Source organism: Nocardia sp. bgisy134, assembly GCF_057708325.1.
In genome coordinates, this window is sequence record NZ_JBYIRW010000030.1 from 52623 (window position 1) to 71105 (window position 18483).

Below are 18483 nucleotides of genomic sequence, written 5' to 3' on the forward strand. Positions count from 1 at the left end.
CGATAACTTGTTCTCATGAACGAAGAGCAGGCCGGCGCCCCGCTGCCGAACCAGGAGCACCACGAGGGCGGGTTCCGGCCGATGACCGAGTTGATCGACGCCGCGGCCAACGAGGTCGACATCTCCCGCGGCGGGCCGCACTACGGCGCCTTCATCGAACAGGTGCGCGGCCTGATGGACCGGGCCCGGCTCTCGTCGCCGTCCGACGAGCTGGCGCTGGAGACCATCGCCGTGCTCAAGGAGCTCAACGACAAGCTCGACGCCGCGGTCGTCGACGAGTGGTCGGCGCCCGCCTGGACCCGGGTCGACCTGCCCGCCCGCGGCAACGTCACGCTGCCGCCCTTCGTGGTGGACCGGGCGGACCGGGACGGCGTCGAGGCCCGCATCACCTTCCGCACGTACCACCTCGGCGGCAACAAGGCCGCGCACGGCGGTCAGATCGCGGTCGGCTTCGACGACCTGCTCGGCATGGCGGCCGCCGTGCACGCGGGCGGGGTGACCCGTACCGCCTCGCTCACCATCGACTATCGCTCGATCACCCCGTTGAACACCGAGCTGCGGCTGCGCGCGTGGGCCGAGCGCAGGGACGGCCGCAAGGTCTACGTCCGGGCCACCCTGCACGACGGCGATCGGCTCTGCGCCGAAGCCAACGGCCTGTTCATCGTGCTGAAGCCCGGCCAGCAGTAGCCGGGGGCCCGCCGGGCGCGGTCGCGAACCGATAGTTGGCCGGGTCGGGCGTGCGCTGCATCAGCGCGCGATGCCGGGCGGGGGTCCACGGCCACAGTTCCGGCTTGCCGTCCTTGCCGAGATACCAGCTCTGGCAGCCGGTGGCCCACACCGTCTTGGGCAGGGCGGCGCGCAGTCGCGCGTAATAGCGCTCGGTAGCGGCCTCGGTCGGTTCGACGGTGTCGAATTCGCCCGCGCACCAGCGGCGGATCCAGCCGAGGATGTGCTCGGCCTGCGTCTCGGCGATCAGCGTGAGCGGGTAGTTGCCCACCGGGCTGTGCGGTCCGATGAGCAGAAACATGTTCGGAAAGCCGGGCAGCGCAACGGTTTCGAAGGCCTGCGGCCCGTCCGCCCATGCCTGGTCCAGGGTGCGGCCGTCCGCGCCGACGATGCCCATCGGCCGCATGAAGGCGTGCGCGTCGAAGCCGGTCGCCAGCACCAGCACGTCCAGTTCGTGCACACGGCCGTCGGCCGTGACGACGCCGCGCGGCACGAGGTGGTCAACGGCGCTGGTCACCACGGCCACGTCGGGACGCTGGACGGCGCGGTAGAAGCCGCCCGAGATCACCAGCCGCTTGCACATCGGCTCGTACTCCGGCGTCAGCGCGGCGCGCAGGGCCGGATCGCGCACCGTGCGCAGGTTGGCCCGGCAGAACCCGGCGACCATCTCGCGCCTCGGCCCCGGCTCGATGAGCGCGCCCATGAGGAACTCGAAGATCCGGTGGGTGACCGCGTAGCCGAGTTCGTCGAGCACCGGGAAACGCCGATGCGCGGCGCGAGTGAGCCGGGAGTAGCGGCCGTTCGGCAGCGGCGCGACCCACTGCGCCGTGCGCTGGAACAGCGTCAGCCGCCCCGCTTTTCCGGCCAGATCGGTCACGATCTGCACACCGGTCGAGCCGGTGCCGAGCACACCGACGCGCTTGCCGGTCAGCTCGATGCCGTGATCCCAGCGCGCCGAATGGAAAGCCGCGCCCGCGAAGTCGTCCAGGCCGGGCAGGTCCGGCGTCCTGGGGTGGTGCAGGATGCCGGTGGCGCACAACACGAAGTCGTAGCGCTCGCGCGCGCCCTCGGCGGTCGTCACCGTCCACCGCCCGTTCGCGAACTCCGCGCCGCACACCTCCGCGCCGAACCGAGTGATGCTCGGCAGCCCGTACTCGTGCGCCACCCGCGTGAAGTACTCCTCGATCTCGGCCCCCGGCGCGAAGAACTGCGACCAGTCGGGGTTCTTCGCGAAGCGGAACTGATAGAACCGCGACGGCACATCGCAGGTCAACCCGGGATAGGTGTTCTCGCGCCAGGTGCCGCCGAACCGGTCCGACTTCTCGAAGATCGTGACATCGCGAAAACCCGCGCGCAGCAACGTGATCGCCATGCAGATTCCCGACATCCCCGCGCCGATCACCGCGATCGCGGGCTCGCGCGGCGCGCTCATCGGACGCTCCGCCCAACGAGACGACCGCCGCCACGGACCAAATCACGCATACGACACCGCGTCGCCTCCCGGTCGGCGGCCACCATCAGGCCGCGCCGACCCGGCGACGGCCCAGCCCAGTCCGCCGCCCGCACCGACCACAGCCGGGCGATGGCATCGGCCGTGACAAAGCACCGCGGCTTCGCTCTCATACTTCAACGCTATGGCGCGCGACCGTCCTGCGGAAGGCCTCGCGACGACAGGAGTCCGGAGAACCTCGCTCACCGCGTGACGACGAATACCCAGTACCCGATGATCAGCGCGGTCAACACCGCCGGGATGGCCGCCACGCTGGGGGTGACAGCCGCGCGGGCGAGGTCGCGGATCGGTCGGCCGGAGTCGGAGATCATGTCGAACGGGTGCGGGCCGGATGGCGACGGGGTCTGTAACTGCTGCGCTACGGAGGCGAAGAGGCGCCGGTAGCGGCGTTCCAGGCTCAGGTAGTACCCGTCCAGGCCCCAGAAGATCCACGCGGGCGCCAGCGCGGGCAGGATCAGCTCCGATCGATACTGGGCCTGCGCGGTGAGCAGCGCGAAGATCACCGAGACGAGGGTCACCGACCACCCGCGCACAGTGAACGACTGCTGACTCAATCGCGCGATGATCGTCTGCAATATCTCGAGATGCTTGACTCGGTAGTCGGTATTCATATGGGGCCGATCTCTTTCTGACACAGGGTGATTCGTCCACACGCCGGCGCGGCGGCCATCCGCCCTTTCTCGATATGCCGCACGGTTTCCGGCGGTACACTCGCGGAAACCGAAGGGTTGCTGGTGGCGCCTTCGGCACGCCCGCGGCGGCGCGGGCGCGACGAACGACGCTGTCGTGCAAGAAGTTCTGCGACCGGAGACGGTGGTTCTGGGGAAAGTGATGACACGAGCTGAATTCGGCCGAGAGCTGCGACGACGTCGAACCCGGCAGGGGTTGACCCTCGGCGAGCTCGCCGAGCTGGTGCACTACAGTCGCAGCCATCTGAGCAAGGTCGAGAACGGGCACAAGTCGCCTTCCGCGCAACTGTCGCGCAAGTGCGACGCGGTCCTGTCCGCCGGTGGCGAACTGCACGCGATGGCTCCGGCGGACACCCGGCCGGAGAGCGACACCGGGCCCGGCCCCGACGCACGCGAATACGGGCACACGCAATGGAACCTGCGCCTGTATTCCGATGGCTCCGGGACATTCGAGATCGGTGAAGCCGGCGCGCCCGCCGTGACCGAGCTGCCGCAGCCCGCCGCCGCCTCCGCCGACACGCTGCCCGGCCTGGCCGCTCTGTTCGAGGAGACGAAGCGCCTCGGCCGCACCAGCAGCCCCAGCCTGGTGCTGCCGATGGCGATCACACAGGCGCACGTCGCGGACTCCTCGGCCCGGCAGAGCACGGGTGAGGATCAGCGGCGGCTGCTGCGGCACGCCGCCCGCACCGCGGAGTTCGCCGGGTGGATGGCGCAGGAGTGCGGTGACGACCGGGGTTCGCTGTGGTGGACCGACCGCGCGGTCGTGCTGGCCTCGGTTGCGGGCGACGAACACATGACCAGCTATGCCCTCGTCCGCAGGGCCGTGGTGAGCCTGTACCGCGGGGATTCCTCCGCGACGACCGGGCCCACCGAGCAGGTGCTCGCCGACGACGCCATCCACCCCCGCATCCGCTGGCTGGCCGCGCTGGGCGCGGCGCAGGGGTACGCCATCGGCCTGGACCACGCCGGCGCGATGCGCGCCTTGGACACGGCCGCAAGCCTTTTCGAACAAGCGCAGCGTCTCGAGGGTGACGAACAGCTCGGCCCGTCGGCCATGCACGGTCGTCCCCTCCTCATCGAGGCGTGGTGCCAATACGATCTGGGCAACCTCGCCGCGGCCGCCGCGCTCTTCGAGCGGGCGATGTCGCGGCCGCTGCCCTCGGACCGCGATCACGCGCGATTCGGTACGCGCCACGCGCTGGTGTACGCCGCGCTGGGCGAGCCGGATCGGGCGAGCGAACTGATCGGGCCACTGCTCGATGTCGTGCGCTCGGTCGATTCGGCGACGATCCGCGCCGACCTGCGCGACTTCGCCCGCACGATCACTCGTTTCCGTGGGCACCCCGGGACTCATGACATCCAGGCTGCCCTGATGGCGGCTCTGGTCAAGCGCTGAACAGCGCGTTGTCCGTTGCCGGTCGATCGGGCAACGGACAACGGCTGTCGGGGCGCCGCCCGCTGCCGGATGCTGGAGCAGAGCCAGGATCGGCAGCCGCGGGCCGGGCGTATGCGCTTGCGACCGTGCGCCGTTCGCGATTCGCCTGCCCGGAACAAGAGTGATCTGCCGGTAGATCGGGCTCGGCGTCCGAGACCTGGATGTGGCAACGACGTCTGTTCGGACTGTGACCGCATATATACGGACCGGTGAGGATGGCGGTGGACGAATTGCAGCATTTATCGACTCCGGCACGAAATATGCGCGCACCGGGGCGCCGGGGTAATAAACCGACCGGCACCTTTTCGAAAGTCGGTGTGCGACCCTTCATTTCGTCGGTCCACCCGATACCCGCGTTCACTCGGCAAAATGCTGGCTACAGGTGCAGAATGAAACCGATCCAGCGGTGGGCCGGTAGTCCGGCGCGGCGCTGCGGGTATGCGTGGCCCGAAAGTGGAGCGCTCGAGGAGGGGGTACAGCGAACTGGTCGCCTGCTTTAACTTTCGCCCGCCCAGCAAGGCTCGGTCGCGCACAGAATCCAGCCGTGCGGAGAGACGTTATTTCGAGGGATTACCCGTCATATGAAAATTTTTCTGAATTATCGCACGATCGACAGCGTATACGCCGTCGGTCAGATCTCGAAGCAGATGGCGCGCCATTTCGGCAGGGTGCACGTCTTCCGCGACCAGGAATCGCTGGCGCTGGGCGTGCTGTACTCCCGTCGCATCCGCGCCGCGCTCGACGACAGCGACGTGATGGTGTCGGTGATCGGCCGGCACTGGCTCGATGCCCGTGACAAACGAGGGGTACGGTGCATCGACAACGAGCGCGACTGGGTGCGCATGGAACTGCGCACCGCGTTCGAGCGCGGTATTCCGGTCGTTCCGGTTCTGCTGGACGACACGCTGCTCCCGGTGCCGGGAAGCCTGCCGGAAGACATTCGGAAACTGACCATCTCGCAGGGGTGGCGCATCCGGCACCAATCGCTCGACGCCGATATCGCCGGTCTGATCGAGCGGTTGTCGCCCGGTACCGAGCCGCAGGATCCGTCCGCGTCCGGGCCGGCGCAGGCGCCCCCGCCGCCGGCGCAGACCAATTCCGCGACCAGCGGCGGCATCGTGGTCGCCAATCAGAACGGACCTCAGAATGTCACGTTGAACGATCCCAGCGGGAGATGAGGTGCGCTTCTTCCCCGGATCGAACAGCAATGTCAACGCACAGAATCAGGTAAATATCGCGAAGCGCGGCGGCACGGTGGTTTCCAGTCAGAACGGCCAGCAGACCGTCAATATCTTCCACAGCAATGCGGTGCGCAGAGTCCGCCTGTGGTACGTGCTGGCGGTCCTACTGCTGGTCGACATCGTGTTCATCTGGTACGCCCAGGCCGCCTACACCGGAGTTTCCGGCGACGGTGGCGACCAGTTCCGTGCGGCGACGAGCCTGCTGCTGATCGTCGCCACATTCGCGCTGGCGCGGCGATGTATCCGCGATCTGTTCGGCCGCTGGAAATAGAAGTGAACAGGTTTTCGTCGGGCACATCCGCGCGCGATGCACAATCTGGTGAAGGAATAGTTCATGAGCATCACATTCGATCACGAGGACGGCGTGTGCGGGATATCGAGGCGACCGGCCCTCAGTGGTCGCGAGATCGAGGTACTGCTGGCGTGGCTCGCTTCTGACTCGAAGGTGGAAGTCGGCCAGCGCCTGTATATCTCACCCGGCACTGTCAATACTCACCTGTCCCGGATCAGAGACAAGTATGCGGCCGTCGGCCGGCCCGCGCCCACCAAAGCCGCGCTCGTCGTGCGGGCGTTGCAGGACGCGCTCATCGGCATCGACGACTTGTAGTTCCCGGTGCGCTGTCCGTCGAATGGCCGACAGTGGAATCGGTTGCGCGACTGTAGTGTTCGGCGTGCTCGGGCGAAGCGGGAAAGGGAGTGTGAGCTGAATGAACGAACCGAAGGCAACCGTGCTGCCGGTCTATTTCGTTGCCGACGAGTCGTATTCGATGGCCGACGATGTGGGCGATCTGAATGCCGGGCTGGTCACCTTGTTCGACACCTTGCAGGGTGAATCGATGGCCGCGGCGAAGGTCAGGTTCTGTGTCCTGGGATTCTCCGATGACGCGCTGTGCTACCTGGAGCCGAGCGATCTGCGGTACGTGGACGGCGTACCGGAACTGCGTGCCCGTGGTTCGACGTCGTTCGCCGCGGCCTTTTCCGAATTGAGCAACCGTATCCCGCGCGATATCCGGGCACTGAAGTCCGACGGTTATCTGGTGAACCGGCCTGCGGTCTTCTTCCTGACCGACGGCGCCCCGAATCCCGGCGACGGCTGGGAGGCGGCGCACGCGCGACTGATGAGTTTCCCCGCCCGCCCGAACATCTTGGCTTTCGGCATCGGACAGGCCGACGCCGATGTGATCCGGCGAGTGGCGACCAACGCGAAGTACGCGTTCATCGCCGCGGCGGGGACCGATACCGGTGTCGCGATCTCGAAGTTCGTCACCGCACTCACCCAGTCGGTGATCAATTCGGGTACGGCGCTGGCGACCGGGCAGGCGACGTTGCAGGTGGAGAAGCCCGACGACTTCGTCTCGCTCGATGTGGATACCGTCTGATGGGCTGGTTGGGCAAACGGAACAAGCACGACGAGCAATCGGCGGCGGATTCGTCCCCGGAAGCGGAGGCGGAAGCCGAAGCGGACGTGGCGGCGCCCGAGCTCGCAGGCCGCCCGGACGCCTCGGGGGAGGCACAGGCGCCGGGCTGGCCGTCGAGAGGGCCGATCGTCGTCGGTGCGCCGACGCCCGCGTTCGAGCCCAAGGCGGTGGACAAGGAGTACGGCAGGACGCCCTATCGGGCCGACACCGTGATCGATGGCTGGTCCAGCGGTGCGTTCACGGTGCGGGCGGCATCGGTGCGGGGGTATCTGCACCGGTACGGCGGCGCGCCACGCCAGGACGATTTCGCCATCACCGTCGACCCGGAGCGTCAGCGCCTGGTCGTCGCCGTGGCCGACGGTGTGTCGTCGGCCAAGTACTCCCACGTCGGTTCGTCCACCGTCGTCCGCTATGCCACCCGATGGCTGGAGGAACCGCCGGAACCGCTCGACGACGGCGGCTGGCACACCCTGTTCAAGAGCGCCGCGTGGACGCTGACCGAACAAGCGGCGGCGGTGCTGTCGCTGCCGGAGGCCGACGCCGAACAGGCGGAGCGGATGCTCGCCACGACCCTGGCTTGCGCGGTGTGCGAACCCCACCCCGACGGCGGCCTGTCGGCGGTGGTCGCCGCCGTCGGCGACTCCGGTGTCTGGTTGCTGACCGACGGGACATTCGTCCCGGTACTCGGTGGCAAAGAGCAGTCGCCCTCGGGGTTGTCGTGCTCGGCCGTGGTCGGTCTGCCCAGGGTGCCCAACGACGTCGCGCCCCAGCCGGTCATCATCGAGCCCGGTCAGGTGCTGCTGGTGGGAACCGACGGATTCGGCGATCCCCTCGGCAGTGGGGAGGGCGGCGTCGGCGCGCTGTTCGCGGGGTTGCTCGGTGACCGGGTGCCCTCACAGATCGAATTCGCCCACGCGTTGGACTTCTCGCGGGAAACGTTCGACGACGACCGGACGCTGGTGGCCATATGGCCACCGAGCAGCTGACGGAGCCACCGTGGCGCAGCAGCGTTTGAAACGCGGGATGCTGGGGGCGGTGCAGAAGCTGGCGTCCGGGGGCCAAGGGGTGGTCTACCTGGCGCCGGGTGTGCAGATGGCGCACGCGAAAACGATGGTGTTCAAGGAGTACAAATCCCCGGTGTTGCCGAACATCCGGGTCGACGTGCTCGAGGACATGCCCTCCTACCTGGAGTCGTTGCCGTTCAACGAAGGAATGGAACTGCTGAAACGGGCGGCGTGGCCGTGCCGGCTGGTCGAGGAGGATCACTCGGCCACCGTGCTCGGATTCGTGATGCCCGCGATTCCGGACGAGTTCTTCGTCGACATGGTGACGGTGGCGGGGACTCGGCGAATGACCGCCGAGTTCCAGCATCTGCTCAACGACGACGTCTACCTGGCCAAGCGCGGCATTCCGCTGTCCGATCGCGCCAGGTACGAACTGCTCGGTGACGCGGCGGAAGCGCTGACGCTGCTGCATCGCCATCACATCGCGGTCGGTGACCTGTCGCCGAAGAACCTGCTGTTCTCGCTGCGACCGGAACGGCAGGTGTACTTCATCGACTGCGACGCCATGCGGATGCGCTCCCGATCGGTCAGCGATCAGTTCGAGACACCCGACTGGGAGGTCCGGACGGTCAGTGCCGGTGAGGAATTGGCGACCCCGCAGTCCGACGCCTACAAGTTCGCGCTGCTCGTGCTGCGCCTGCTGGCCGGTCACCAGAGCACACGGGACCCGGACCGGCTGCCCGCCGGTGTGCCCACCGCGGTGCGTCAGCTCGTCCGCACCGCGCTGTCCGCCCCGGTCGGTCAGCGGCCCCGCCCGGCGGACTGGCTCCAGGCGCTCAACGCCGCCGCCGCGGGCGCGGGCACTCGGACACCGGTGGCGCCGCCCCCGGTCGTCCAGCCCAGGACCGGCCATCCGCGGCCGCAGCAGGCCGGCGGGGGATACACCCCGCCGCTCATTCCTTCGCCACGCCGCAACCCGTGGTGGCAACGGGTTCCGTTGCGCGTGCGTGTGATCGGCGCCATCGCCGCCGTGGTCGTGGTCGCCGGATTGCTGACCAGCATCACCTCGAGCGAGGACGACCCGCCCCGCGCCGGTGGGTCGCTGCCCGTGGCCGCCCCGGCGGCGGTGAACACCACGATCCCGGTCGGTGTGCAACCGTGGGGGGTCGCCGTCGATACCGGGACCGCCACCGTGTTCGCCACCAACAGTCTGAGCAACTCGGTGTCGGTGTACGACACCGAGACCGGCGCCACCGCATCGATCACCTCGCCCGACTTCGCGAAACCGACTGCGATAGCGGTCGATTCGGCGGCCGGCCTGGTCTTGGTGACCAACGCCGGCAACGGATCGGTGTCCGTCATCGGTGCGCGTGACCGAGCTGTCGTCGGCCGGATCGCCGTCGGCGCTGGCCCGTACGGGATCGCCGTCGACCCGGCCGGACGGACCGCCTATGTCACGAATTTCGAGGCGGGCACGATGTCGGTCGTCGACCTGCGATCCAGGGGCGTCGTCGCGACGATCCCGGTCGGCAGTCACCCGTACGGCGTGGCCTTCGATCCGGCCACACGTAGCGTCTTCGTGGCGATCGCCGGCCCGCCCGAGTCGGTCGACCGCAGGGTCGCGGTCGTGGATGCCGTGGCGCTGTCGGTGGTTACGTCGATCCGAGTGGGCAACCAGCCGTGGGGCGTGGCGGTCGACACCGACACCAGTACCGCGTACGTGACGAATCATGCGGACGGCACGGTGTCGGTGATCGATACGCGCACGCGCGCGGTCACCGCGACCGTGCGCGTGGGAGCCGGGCCGGTCGGCGTCGCGGTGGATCACGCGAGCCGGACGGTGTTCGTGACCAACCACGGACTCGACGATGTGCGGTCGGAGAATTCCGTCTCGGTGATCGACTCCCGCGACAGCGTCACGACGGAGACGATCCGCGTCGGGGCCCGCCCGCACGGGGTCGCGGTGGACCCGGCCGCGGGCCAGGTCTACGTGTCCAACTTCAACGGCGGCACGATGTCCGTCCTCGGAAACAGGGGCAGATGACCTTCTTTCGCAGTGGGAGCCGGCGTGTGTCCCGGGTGGGCGTGGTCGCCGTATGCGCGGTGGCGCTGGTGTCCGGCGGCGGTTCGGTGCCGCACGAGTCCATGGTCGAGGACGCCGCGGCACACGAATCCGCGGCGCTGGGCCGGATCGCGGAACCGATCGTGCGCGAGGTGCTCGACGCACTGCTCGTCCCGGCGGCGGTGGTGCACATCCGCACGCCGAATACGTTCTGGGAGGGGGCATTCGGGGGTCGCGCTCGCGGGAGGGACGATCCAGTGCGGGTGCACGACTTCTTCCGCGTCGGCTCGACCACCAAGACCATGGTCGGCACAGTCGCGCTACAACTCGTCCGCGAGGGCAGGCTCGCGCTCGACGATCCGGTGTCGCGGTACCGCGCCGGTGTTCCGAACGGAAACAGCATCACCATCGCCGAATTGCTGAACATGCGCAGCGGTTTGTTCAGCTACAACGAGGATCCGTCGTTCGCCGCGGCGATGGACGACGATCCCGGCCGGGTATGGCAGCAGGACGCGCTGTTGCGGATCGGGTTCGGCTCGGCGCCGTACTTCGCACCCGGCACCGACTTCCGGTACTCGAACACGAACACGATCCTGTTGGCGGCGGTGCTCGAACAGATCACCGGGCAGGACATCCGCACGTTGCTGACCGACCGGATCTTCGTTCCGCTCGGCATGTCCAAGACGTCGTACCCGGAGCCAGGCGATGCCTCGCTGCCTGCACCGTCGCCGCGAGGATACCTCTACGGCACCAACACCTCGGCGCTGGTCTCGGCGGTACTGCCCGACGACCAGATCGCCGCGGCCCGCACGGGCGCCCTGCTGCCCACGGACGTGACGAACCTCGACCCCTCGTGGATCGGTGCGGCGGGTGGTGTCATCTCCACCGCGCAGGACCTCGCGCACTACGTGCGCACGCTGGTCGGCAGCGACGAGCTGATCGGACCGGTGTTGCAGCGCGAACGCCTGAACAGCGCTGCTCCGCTGGACCGGCGGGATCCCGCGGGCATCCGCTACGGTCTGGGGCTGGAGTCGTTCGGCCCGATGGCCGGCCACGACGGCGCCATTCCCGGCTTCCAGACGTTCATGGGCTACGACCCTGTCACCGACGTCACCATCGTAGTGCTGTGCACACTGCGCGACGGGCCCGCGGGCGGGCGGCCCGCGAACGAGATCGCCTACCGCTTGGTCAGAGCCTTGATCGGGGATTGAGCCGGTGGCGCCGTACGCCGGTCGTCCCGCGGTGACCTCTTCGCGACGCGATTCATGAGGGGTTTGTCGACGCCGTGAAAGATGGCGGCGGCGGCGAGGATCGATGCGAGGAAGCTGACTCCGGTCCACATCGCCCAGCCCCCGATCGAGTACCGATGCCCGCCGATGAACAGCCGGGCGATGAGCACCATCACCGGGAACTGGATCATGTAGAACGCGAACGAGATGTCACCGAGCCAGACCAGTGGCCTGCTCGCGTTGAGGCCGGAGACGCCCGCCAGATCGCGGGCGGCCAGGGTCGCCACCACGGCGGCCATGGGGGCCACCAGCAACGCCGACATCTTGTAGTTGAGCGGGACGAACCAGGTCGCGCCATAGGCGAGGGCCAGGGCGGCCAGCGGTGTTCTCAGCCGGGTGTTGCGCCATACCTCTTCGGCGACCATGCGGGCCGCGAGGACGCCCACGTAGAACTCGGGCAGTCGCGATGCGGGAAAGGGATAGCTGAGCCAGTACGAGGCCGGGATGGGGATGTCGGATTGCGCGAACCACTGTGGTGAGACATGGATTTCGAACTCGGGTGAGACGTCACCGGGGAGCAGCCGGGCCGCGAAGACGTTGGCGGTGTCCTTCGGTCCTTCCACCCAGAGATGAAAGCCGGTGTGCAACATCATGATCGTTGCCAGCAGAACGGCCGCGGCCACCCACAGCCGATGTGTCGGGATCCGAGCGACGAGCGGCAGCGCGAGTGGAAAGCTCAGGTAGAACAGCAGTTCCGCGCACAGCGACCAGGACGGCACGTTGAGCCCGCCGAGCGTGGTCCACTTCGGCACCCAGGTGTGCACGAGCAGCAGGTTCGGCAGCCACACCACCGGGCGGGCCAGCGGCGCCGCGACCACGAGCACGAGCACCAGCGCCGAAATCACATGGGTGGGATAGATCTTGAGGATCCGGCGCAGGTAGTACCCGCGCACCGGCATCCCCCTGCGGAACGACCAGCAGATCACGAAACCGGAGAGGACGAAGAAGAAGGTCACCCCCGCCGCGCCCTGCTGCATCGGGACGACATCGTGGATGGCGCGGAACAGTTCGGACTTCTGGAACGGGTAGACCGGCAGGAACACCAAAGCGTGCAGGACGAAAACCGCTGCGGCCGCCCACCATCGCGCACCGGTCAGCGCGGGCAGTCGGGTGCCCGGTGCGCACGGAGCAGCGGGCACGGCGCTCAGAGCCCGAACCGCTCTTGGACTTGCGCGGCGACCGCGGCGTTGCCCTGCGCGTTCGGATGGATGGGCGCGCCGTCGAACAGCGATTCGGCGCCGTCCAGGCCGCTGATCCACGGTTCGGCCGAGCAGCTGCCGTGTCCCGCGGTGATGGCGCGGACATCGATGAACTCGACGCCGAGCAGCGCCGCCGCTTCTCGCTGCGCCTGCTGGATCCGGTCGAGGTAGGCAATGTAGCCTTCCGCGCGCGGTTGCACGACCCGCCCGATTCCGGCGAGATCCATGCAGGCGGCCTGCTGTCCCGACAGGAAGACCTCCGGGTATCCGACCAGGGCCACCCGCGCATTCGCGGCGTGGTATCGCACGAACGCCACGACGTCGCGCACCCGATCCGCGTAGCCTGCGCCGGTGACAGCGCGGTAGTCGGGCAGCCGGTGCTGTTCGGTGGCGTCGAATCCGCACCCGGCGACGATGTTGAGCAGACAGTCGGTCGAGGGGAAGGCCGTCCCGGTGGAGGCGCCCCACACGTCGTTGAGTCCCATCTGGATCAGGACGACGCGCGTGTCTGCGCCGAAAGCGTTCTGCGCGGAGGCTTTCCGGGCCTGGTGGACCAGAGTCCAGCCGTGCCCGGTGTCGATCGTGCCGCCGTTGCAGGACACGTCCACGAACCGCGGGGTCTCCGCGAACCGGCTGGCTCGCGCGAGTTGATTCGGCCACGAGGAGGGTGATCGTGTGCACCCGTCGTCGGCGTGCCCGATGACGGGTGCGGTGGCGGTGAACGAATCGCCAAGGACGACCGTCGTCGCCCCGCCGGGCGGATCGGCCACCGCGGTAGCCATCGCGGGCAGGGTGACCGCTGACATCGCGGTGAGCACTGCGGCAGCCGAGGACCTCGCCCGGCGGAATCTCATGGGTATCCAATCGCTGTACGGCACAACGCACTTCAGTATTGCCTCGCGGCCGCGGTGGCGGTGTCGGTCGAACGGACGACTGCGGCGGCCCACGCCCGCGGTTAGCCTTGCGCCGTGTCCGTCCAGAAATACCGAATTCGCTGGTCCACGGTCGCGCTCGCCGCGGCGCTGGTGCTCGCCGGCTGCGGTGCGAGTTCCGATCCGGCGCCTGCCGAATCCCCCGCGGTCGCCACGAATTCGGGGACGAGTGCGACGCCCGCGCCCACGCAGGCCCCGGCGGCCGTCGCCGCCGATGATGTGCCCGACGTCGGGGACCCGCCGGAATCCGCGCCGCCGAACGCGGGGGCAGGCGCGCCTACCGGCGCTCCCGAACCGCAGCCGCGCGTTGTGCCGCACACGCAGCAATCCGCGCCTCCCGCCGAGCCGCCTCCCGCCGAGCCGCCGTCGCTGCCCGACCCCGGTTTCGAGCCGCGCGCCGGATACTGACGCACGGCGGTATTGCACGTCACGCTGAGGAACTCACGCCTCTCTCGAAGAGCGGCGGCGCCGCCGACCGACCCCGACACCCAGGTGGCGGTCAACCGGCAACCGCGGTCGCGCAAGACTCGGGATGAAGACACGCGTTTCATCGGTGGCGGGTTCGGCCACCGAGGCGGTACCGTCGTGGGAGAAAACCACCGCGAACGCCGATGTCACGCCAGGGTTGCACTCAGCGCAACTGCGCACTGGATGTCTTATCCAGAATGGAATCCGGCACTCGTGGGCCGAAAGTGGTTAATTCGCACCACAATTCGTGAGTCCAAGCCCGATCTCAGCCGAAATTGCATGCGATGCAACTTTGCACGGCATGTCAGGTTTGCCGGTCGACCGCGCGGGCCGACCGGCGAAACCCTCAGCGATTCGGGAAGTGCACCGCTCGGTACTCGCCGAACCGTTCGTCGACCTGATCCACTGTCAGACCGAAATCGTCGAGCGTGTACTGGTGCGACGGACGCGCCGCGCCCGTAGTGCTCTCCGCGTGCAACGCCGCCATCGCCGCCTCCGCGTCGGCGCTCAGCGGGAGACCGAAGTGCCGGTAGACGGAGCGCACCGTGTCGATCGGGTCGGCGACGAAGTCGTCGTAGTACACGTCGACGAACTGATCGGCGTTGTGCCGCTTGCGATCTTCCAGGAAACGCTGCGCGCCGCGGGCCCACAGATCCAGCTGCGTCCGGCCGACCACCGGACCGCGGAACTTCTCCGACCACCCCGCCGACGCCTGTTCGTTGAGGCTGCACACCGACGCGATGATCGTGCGCGGATCGCGGTGCATCTGGATGATCAGCGCGTCGGGGTACACGTCGAAGATGGCGTCCAAGGCGAACAGGTGGCTCGGATTCTTGAGTACCCAGCGACGATTCGCGTCCGGCAGCCCGATCAGCTGCAGGTTGCGCCGATGCCTGCGGTAGGCGACGGTCCAGTCGCGGCCCGCCAGCCATTCCGAATACCCGGGCAGGTAGGCCAGGCATTCGTAGGACACCGACATGGCCGACTGCCGCAGCAGCTGCCAGCACTCCTCCACCTGATCGGCCGAAATGTGGTGCACGCCCATGAATTCGGGATGCTCGACGTGATGCTTCTCGAACGCCGCCTCGATGCGCTGGTACACCGGATTGTCGGCCCAGGTCTCGCGCGGCGGCCGCGGCTGCGGCATCTCGGTCAGCCACATCTCCAGGCCCTGGTGCGCGGGATCGGCATTGAGCAGCCGGTGCACGGCCGTGGTCCCCGAGCGCGGCAGGCCGGTGACGAAGACGGGCCGTTCGATCGCGACGTCGGCGTGTTCGGGGTGCCGCTGCCAGGCGTTCTCGCTGAGCAGCCTGGCGATCAGCGCGCCGCGCAGGAACGCGCGGTTGACCTTGTTGCCGAACGGCGTCAGCTCGGCGTCCGCGGCGTAGGAGTCCAGGAGCACCTGGAGCCCTTCGCGATAGTCGTCGTCGCCGAAATCGTCGAGCCCGACCACCTTGGTCGCCGAGGCGTGCAGATCCTCGACGGTGCCGACGTCGTCCCTGCCGATCATGCTGTGCTCTCTCCTCATCGGTGGTGTTCGATCAGTGGTGGTACTCGCCGCCGTTGACGTCCAGACATGCGCCGGTGATCGCCCGCGCCAGCGGCGAGGCGAAGAAGACGACGGCGTCGGCGATCTCGTCGGGCTCGGGCAGCTTGCGCAGGTCGATGGTCGACGCGGTCTCGGCGTAGACCTCTTCCGGCGTGATCCCCCGCTGCTGGGCGAGGTAGTTGAAGTACCACTTCAGGTTGTCGGCCCAGATGTAGCCCGGCGCCACCGAGTTCACCCGGATGCCCTGGGGACCCAGTTCGGTCGCCAGGCTCTGCGCCAGCGCCAGCAGGCTGGACTTGGCCATCTTGTACGGGCCGAAGGTGCGCCGGGAGTGGCGCAGCACGGCCGAATTGATCATCACCACCGAGCCTTTCGTCTCGGTGAGCGCGGGCACGAACAGCCGGGTCAGGCGCAGCGCGGCCAGCACGTTGGTCTCGAACCCGGCGCGCACCTGATCCAGGTCGACCACGGCCAGATCCGCCAGCGGCGGAATGGCGAAGGCGTTGTTCACCAGCGTGTCGACCCGCCCGAACGCGCCGGTGGCCGTCTCGACCAGATTCGCCACCGCCGCTTCGTCATTGATGTCGGTGGGCACCACCACCGCGCGCCTGCCGACCTCGGCGATCTCCTTGGCGACCTCGGTCAGCCGCGATTCGGTGCGCGAGGCGAGCACCACGTCCGCGCCCGCCTTGGCCGCCTGCACCGCGATGGCCCTGCCGAGCCCCGGCCCCACACCGGAGACCACAACCACCTTGTCCTGCAACAACATCAGCCGAGCATCCTCTCCGCGACGGCGACCTGACGGGCCGCGATCCGTGCTTTCCATTCCTCGGGCGTCACCCGCGCCTGCTCGTAATAGGGCAACCGCGTGGGTAATTCGTCGACCGCCACGATCTCCACGGCCGGCCCGTCCTCGGGTTTGAGGTCGCGGGAGAGCCGCTGCCAGCGGAACTGGAGGTAGCCCCTGGCGTGCCCGGTGCGCTCGATCCAGTTCGCCAGGCCGGGGTCGCGCTCGCTGACCACCAGCCGGATCATCCCGTCCGGATCGACGCGGGCTTGGTCGGCGGTGAGGCTGGTCTGGTGGTTGATGTAGTCCAGCGACAGGTACCACATGCTGCCCAGCTGGAAGCCCTGGTAGGGCGCGTCCGACTCGGGCACCGTGATGATCATGGCCTGGTCGTCGGCCAGCTCGTAGTGCCCTGCCGAGGAGAACTGGGTGGTGAGCCCGCCGGGGGTGGAGCGCGGTTCGGTCATGGTGTTCACCGGCAGGTTCAAGTAGAACCACTCCGGGAAGGCCAGGAACGTCTTCAGCCGGGACAGCAACATCTTCCCCGCGATCCCGTAGCGCTTGGTCAGCAGATCTTTGGTGAGCGGGGGCGGCGCGTCGCCGATCGTGTCGACGCGCTGGATGCGCAGGGTGCCCGGCTTCTCGGTGGCCCAGTCGCTGAAGACCTCGCGCACCACCAACATGGCCGAGTCGGGCGCGAGGTGCACGTAGCCCGGCCGCGCCTCGCCCGGCCCGAGCCGCAGCTCGTAGGAGCCGTCGGCAGCCACGTCCAGCGCGCGATCGTCGAAGGCGGTCTCGCTGTCGGGCACGTCCACCGGCGAGTAGTTGCCGTTGAGCACCTGGAAGCTGAGGTCCCTCGTGGTGCCGCGGGTGCCCGTCACCAGGTATTCCGCGTCCGGCCGCAGGTAGGCGTGGAAGTACAGGGTGTCGGGGTTGTCCAGGCCCATCTTGGTGTAGGGGCCGGTCGACTGGACGAAGAACGGGAAGTCCCGCTCGTAGGCCCACGCCATCTGCAGGGCCGCGCGAATGCTGCCCGCCAGGTAGTCGTAGCCCTCCACGAGGTCCTGTTCGGTCCTGATGTGCGGCGCTTCGGTGATGATCTGCTCGGCGGCGGCGATCGCGTCCGCGAACGGCTGGGTCAGCAAGAGGCTCTCCCGGGTGGTCCAAATATGTACCGCTCTGGTACATTTCGATACGAGCAAGATTAGAACGTGTTCTAGGAGTTGTCCATGGTCGCGCGCCGATCCGCCCCCACCGAGCGGGTGGTCCAGGTACTGGATTTCCTCGTCGAGCAGCGCGGCAAGCGCTTCGGGCTCTCTGAGCTGGCCCGCGAGCTGACCATGGCCAAGCCCACCTGCCTGGGCATTCTCACCGAGCTGACCGCGGGCGGCTACCTGGTGCGCGATCCGCACACCCACGTCTACGGCCTCGGACCCGCGCTCATCGCGGCGGGCCGGGTGGCCCAGGACGGCTTCGCCATCCCGGCCATCGCCCGCGCCGAGCTGGCCGAACTCAGCGCGCGCTACCGCACCACCTGCACCGCGTCGGCCGTGGTCGGCGACCGGATCTCGGTAATGGAGAGCACCGGCCCCGGCATGGTGAAGATGGGCGCGTCCTACCACTTCGCGCCGCCCGTCGGCTTGATGTACGTGCTGTGGGACACCGACGCCGCGTTCGACGCATGGCTGGCCATCCCGCCCACCGTCCCGCTCCAGCAGGACGAGATCCGGCTGCGCCAGGTGGTCGCCGAGTGTCGCGAGCGCGGCTATCTGGTCGAAAGCCTGACCGCGGCCGGGCGGCGGCTGTACTCGCTGCTGGCCGGCGTCGCCGCCCGCGATCTGCCCGACGAGCTGCGCGAACTGGTCGGCGAGCTGGTCACCAGCCTGGGCGAACGGGTGTATCTCGGCGCCGATCTCCGGCCGCGCAAGGAGCACCCGGTGAGCCTGCTCGCCGCGCCGACCTACGGCGGTGACGGCAGGCAGAACATGGTGCTCACGATGTACGTCGGCACGTCCATCACCGGCGCCGAAATCGCCCGCCGCGGAGCGGCATTGGTCGCCGCGGCGGACGCGGTGACCAGCGCGTCCGGCGGCCGCAAAACGCCCGAAGACCGCACCGCGGGCCGACCCGGATAGCCCGGAGCGGGGGGGGGGGGGGGGGGGGGGGGGGGGGGG

Annotated in this window: 18 protein-coding genes; 11 read left to right on the forward strand and 7 right to left on the reverse strand. The window is 68.4% G+C overall.

All coding sequences use genetic code 11. The annotated features are described in order from the left end of the window. Positions 1 to 15: 15 nt before the first annotated feature. Positions 16 to 687 carry a PaaI family thioesterase gene (locus AC3ERS_RS34465; protein WP_431972346.1) on the forward strand — a complete coding sequence of 224 codons (672 nt, stop codon included), beginning with the start codon at positions 16 to 18 and terminating at the stop codon, positions 685 to 687. On the opposite strand, the gene AC3ERS_RS34470 is transcribed toward AC3ERS_RS34465, so the two are convergent. Together AC3ERS_RS34470 and AC3ERS_RS34475 are read right to left on the reverse strand one after the other, a co-directional pair. Beyond that, positions 659 to 2158 carry a flavin-containing monooxygenase gene (locus tag AC3ERS_RS34470; protein ID WP_431972347.1) on the reverse strand — a complete coding sequence of 500 codons (1500 nt, stop codon included), beginning with the start codon at positions 2156 to 2158 and terminating at the stop codon, positions 659 to 661. The two genes, AC3ERS_RS34465 and AC3ERS_RS34470, sit on opposite strands and share 29 nt — an antisense overlap. A 260-nt stretch (positions 2159 to 2418) precedes the next feature. Next, positions 2419 to 2847: a hypothetical protein gene (locus AC3ERS_RS34475; RefSeq protein WP_431972348.1), complete on the reverse strand. Its 429-nt coding sequence runs from the start codon at positions 2845 to 2847 to the stop codon at positions 2419 to 2421. Between the two features lie 220 nt (positions 2848 to 3067). Here AC3ERS_RS34475 and AC3ERS_RS34480 point away from each other — a divergent pair, with 220 nt between their 5' ends. From AC3ERS_RS34480 to AC3ERS_RS34515, 8 genes are all read left to right on the forward strand, one after another. Continuing rightward, the gene (locus tag AC3ERS_RS34480) at positions 3068 to 4321 is read left to right on the forward strand and encodes a helix-turn-helix domain-containing protein (protein WP_431972349.1); all 1254 of its coding nucleotides are present in this window, start codon (positions 3068 to 3070) and stop codon (positions 4319 to 4321) included. A gap of 620 nt (positions 4322 to 4941) precedes the next feature. Beyond that, positions 4942 to 5538, forward strand: a complete 597-nt coding sequence (locus tag AC3ERS_RS34485) for a toll/interleukin-1 receptor domain-containing protein (protein WP_431972350.1) — start codon at positions 4942 to 4944, stop codon at positions 5536 to 5538. A 1-nt stretch (position 5539) separates the two neighbouring features. Continuing rightward, the gene (locus AC3ERS_RS34490; RefSeq protein ID WP_431972351.1) at positions 5540 to 5872 is read left to right on the forward strand and encodes a hypothetical protein; all 333 of its coding nucleotides are present in this window, start codon (positions 5540 to 5542) and stop codon (positions 5870 to 5872) included. 63 nt (positions 5873 to 5935) lie between these two features. Beyond that, the gene (locus tag AC3ERS_RS34495) at positions 5936 to 6208 is read left to right on the forward strand and encodes a LuxR C-terminal-related transcriptional regulator (RefSeq protein ID WP_431972352.1); all 273 of its coding nucleotides are present in this window, start codon (positions 5936 to 5938) and stop codon (positions 6206 to 6208) included. Between the two features lie 100 nt (positions 6209 to 6308). Further along, the gene (locus tag AC3ERS_RS34500; RefSeq protein WP_431972353.1) at positions 6309 to 6980 is read left to right on the forward strand and encodes a vWA domain-containing protein; all 672 of its coding nucleotides are present in this window, start codon (positions 6309 to 6311) and stop codon (positions 6978 to 6980) included. Next, complete coding sequence (locus AC3ERS_RS34505) at positions 6980 to 8005, forward strand: protein phosphatase 2C domain-containing protein (protein ID WP_431972354.1); 1026 nt, start codon at positions 6980 to 6982, stop codon at positions 8003 to 8005. The genes AC3ERS_RS34500 and AC3ERS_RS34505 overlap by 1 nt, the downstream gene beginning before the upstream one ends. A 10-nt stretch (positions 8006 to 8015) precedes the next feature. Beyond that, on the forward strand, positions 8016 to 10067 hold the full coding sequence (locus tag AC3ERS_RS34510; RefSeq protein WP_431972355.1) for a hypothetical protein: 2052 nt from the start codon (positions 8016 to 8018) through the stop codon (positions 10065 to 10067). 26 nt (positions 10068 to 10093) lie between these two features. After that, entirely contained in the window at positions 10094 to 11296 is a 1203-nt protein-coding gene (locus AC3ERS_RS34515; RefSeq protein ID WP_431972357.1) for a serine hydrolase domain-containing protein, read from the forward strand. Here the strand turns inward: AC3ERS_RS34515 and AC3ERS_RS34520 are convergent. Together AC3ERS_RS34520 and AC3ERS_RS34525 are read right to left on the reverse strand one after the other, a co-directional pair. Beyond that, entirely contained in the window at positions 11263 to 12513 is a 1251-nt protein-coding gene (locus AC3ERS_RS34520; RefSeq protein WP_431972358.1) for an acyltransferase family protein, read from the reverse strand. The two genes, AC3ERS_RS34515 and AC3ERS_RS34520, sit on opposite strands and share 34 nt — an antisense overlap. A 5-nt stretch (positions 12514 to 12518) precedes the next feature. Then, complete coding sequence (locus tag AC3ERS_RS34525) at positions 12519 to 13355, reverse strand: SGNH/GDSL hydrolase family protein (RefSeq protein ID WP_431972359.1); 837 nt, start codon at positions 13353 to 13355, stop codon at positions 12519 to 12521. Between the two features lie 186 nt (positions 13356 to 13541). Here AC3ERS_RS34525 and AC3ERS_RS34530 point away from each other — a divergent pair, with 186 nt between their 5' ends. Next, positions 13542 to 13913, forward strand: a complete 372-nt coding sequence (locus tag AC3ERS_RS34530) for a hypothetical protein (RefSeq protein WP_431972360.1) — start codon at positions 13542 to 13544, stop codon at positions 13911 to 13913. A gap of 406 nt (positions 13914 to 14319) precedes the next feature. Here AC3ERS_RS34530 and AC3ERS_RS34535 read toward each other — a convergent pair whose 3' ends face one another. The 3 genes from AC3ERS_RS34535 to AC3ERS_RS34545 are packed head-to-tail and all read right to left on the reverse strand — an operon-like array spanning position 14320 to position 17454. Further along, entirely contained in the window at positions 14320 to 15483 is a 1164-nt protein-coding gene (locus tag AC3ERS_RS34535; RefSeq protein ID WP_431972361.1) for a sulfotransferase family protein, read from the reverse strand. Between the two features lie 31 nt (positions 15484 to 15514). Further along, entirely contained in the window at positions 15515 to 16291 is a 777-nt protein-coding gene (locus AC3ERS_RS34540; protein ID WP_431972362.1) for an SDR family oxidoreductase, read from the reverse strand. Further along, a complete protein-coding gene (locus AC3ERS_RS34545) occupies positions 16291 to 17454 on the reverse strand; it encodes a hypothetical protein (protein WP_431972363.1) in 1164 nt (387 codons plus the stop codon). Before AC3ERS_RS34545 ends, AC3ERS_RS34540 begins: the two co-directional genes overlap by 1 nt. Before the next feature lie 84 nt (positions 17455 to 17538). Here AC3ERS_RS34545 and AC3ERS_RS34550 point away from each other — a divergent pair, with 84 nt between their 5' ends. Then, positions 17539 to 18444, forward strand: a complete 906-nt coding sequence (locus AC3ERS_RS34550; protein WP_431972364.1) for a helix-turn-helix domain-containing protein — start codon at positions 17539 to 17541, stop codon at positions 18442 to 18444. The last annotated feature ends 39 nt before the right edge of the window (positions 18445 to 18483 follow it).

Coding starts and splice junctions, on each gene's coding strand:
- AC3ERS_RS34550 (WP_431972364.1), top strand. CDS start 17,539: ATGGTCGCGCGCCGATCCGCCCCCACCGAGCGGGTGGTCCAGGTACTG.
- AC3ERS_RS34475 (WP_431972348.1), bottom strand. CDS start 2,847: ATGAATACCGACTACCGAGTCAAGCATCTCGAGATATTGCAGACGATC.
- AC3ERS_RS34465 (WP_431972346.1), top strand. CDS start 16: ATGAACGAAGAGCAGGCCGGCGCCCCGCTGCCGAACCAGGAGCACCAC.
- AC3ERS_RS34480 (WP_431972349.1), top strand. CDS start 3,068: ATGACACGAGCTGAATTCGGCCGAGAGCTGCGACGACGTCGAACCCGG.
- AC3ERS_RS34505 (WP_431972354.1), top strand. CDS start 6,980: ATGGGCTGGTTGGGCAAACGGAACAAGCACGACGAGCAATCGGCGGCG.
- AC3ERS_RS34500 (WP_431972353.1), top strand. CDS start 6,309: ATGAACGAACCGAAGGCAACCGTGCTGCCGGTCTATTTCGTTGCCGAC.
- AC3ERS_RS34495 (WP_431972352.1), top strand. CDS start 5,936: ATGAGCATCACATTCGATCACGAGGACGGCGTGTGCGGGATATCGAGG.
- AC3ERS_RS34485 (WP_431972350.1), top strand. CDS start 4,942: ATGAAAATTTTTCTGAATTATCGCACGATCGACAGCGTATACGCCGTC.
- AC3ERS_RS34470 (WP_431972347.1), bottom strand. CDS start 2,158: ATGAGCGCGCCGCGCGAGCCCGCGATCGCGGTGATCGGCGCGGGGATG.
- AC3ERS_RS34540 (WP_431972362.1), bottom strand. CDS start 16,291: ATGTTGTTGCAGGACAAGGTGGTTGTGGTCTCCGGTGTGGGGCCGGGG.
- AC3ERS_RS34535 (WP_431972361.1), bottom strand. CDS start 15,483: ATGATCGGCAGGGACGACGTCGGCACCGTCGAGGATCTGCACGCCTCG.
- AC3ERS_RS34525 (WP_431972359.1), bottom strand. CDS start 13,355: ATGGCTACCGCGGTGGCCGATCCGCCCGGCGGGGCGACGACGGTCGTC.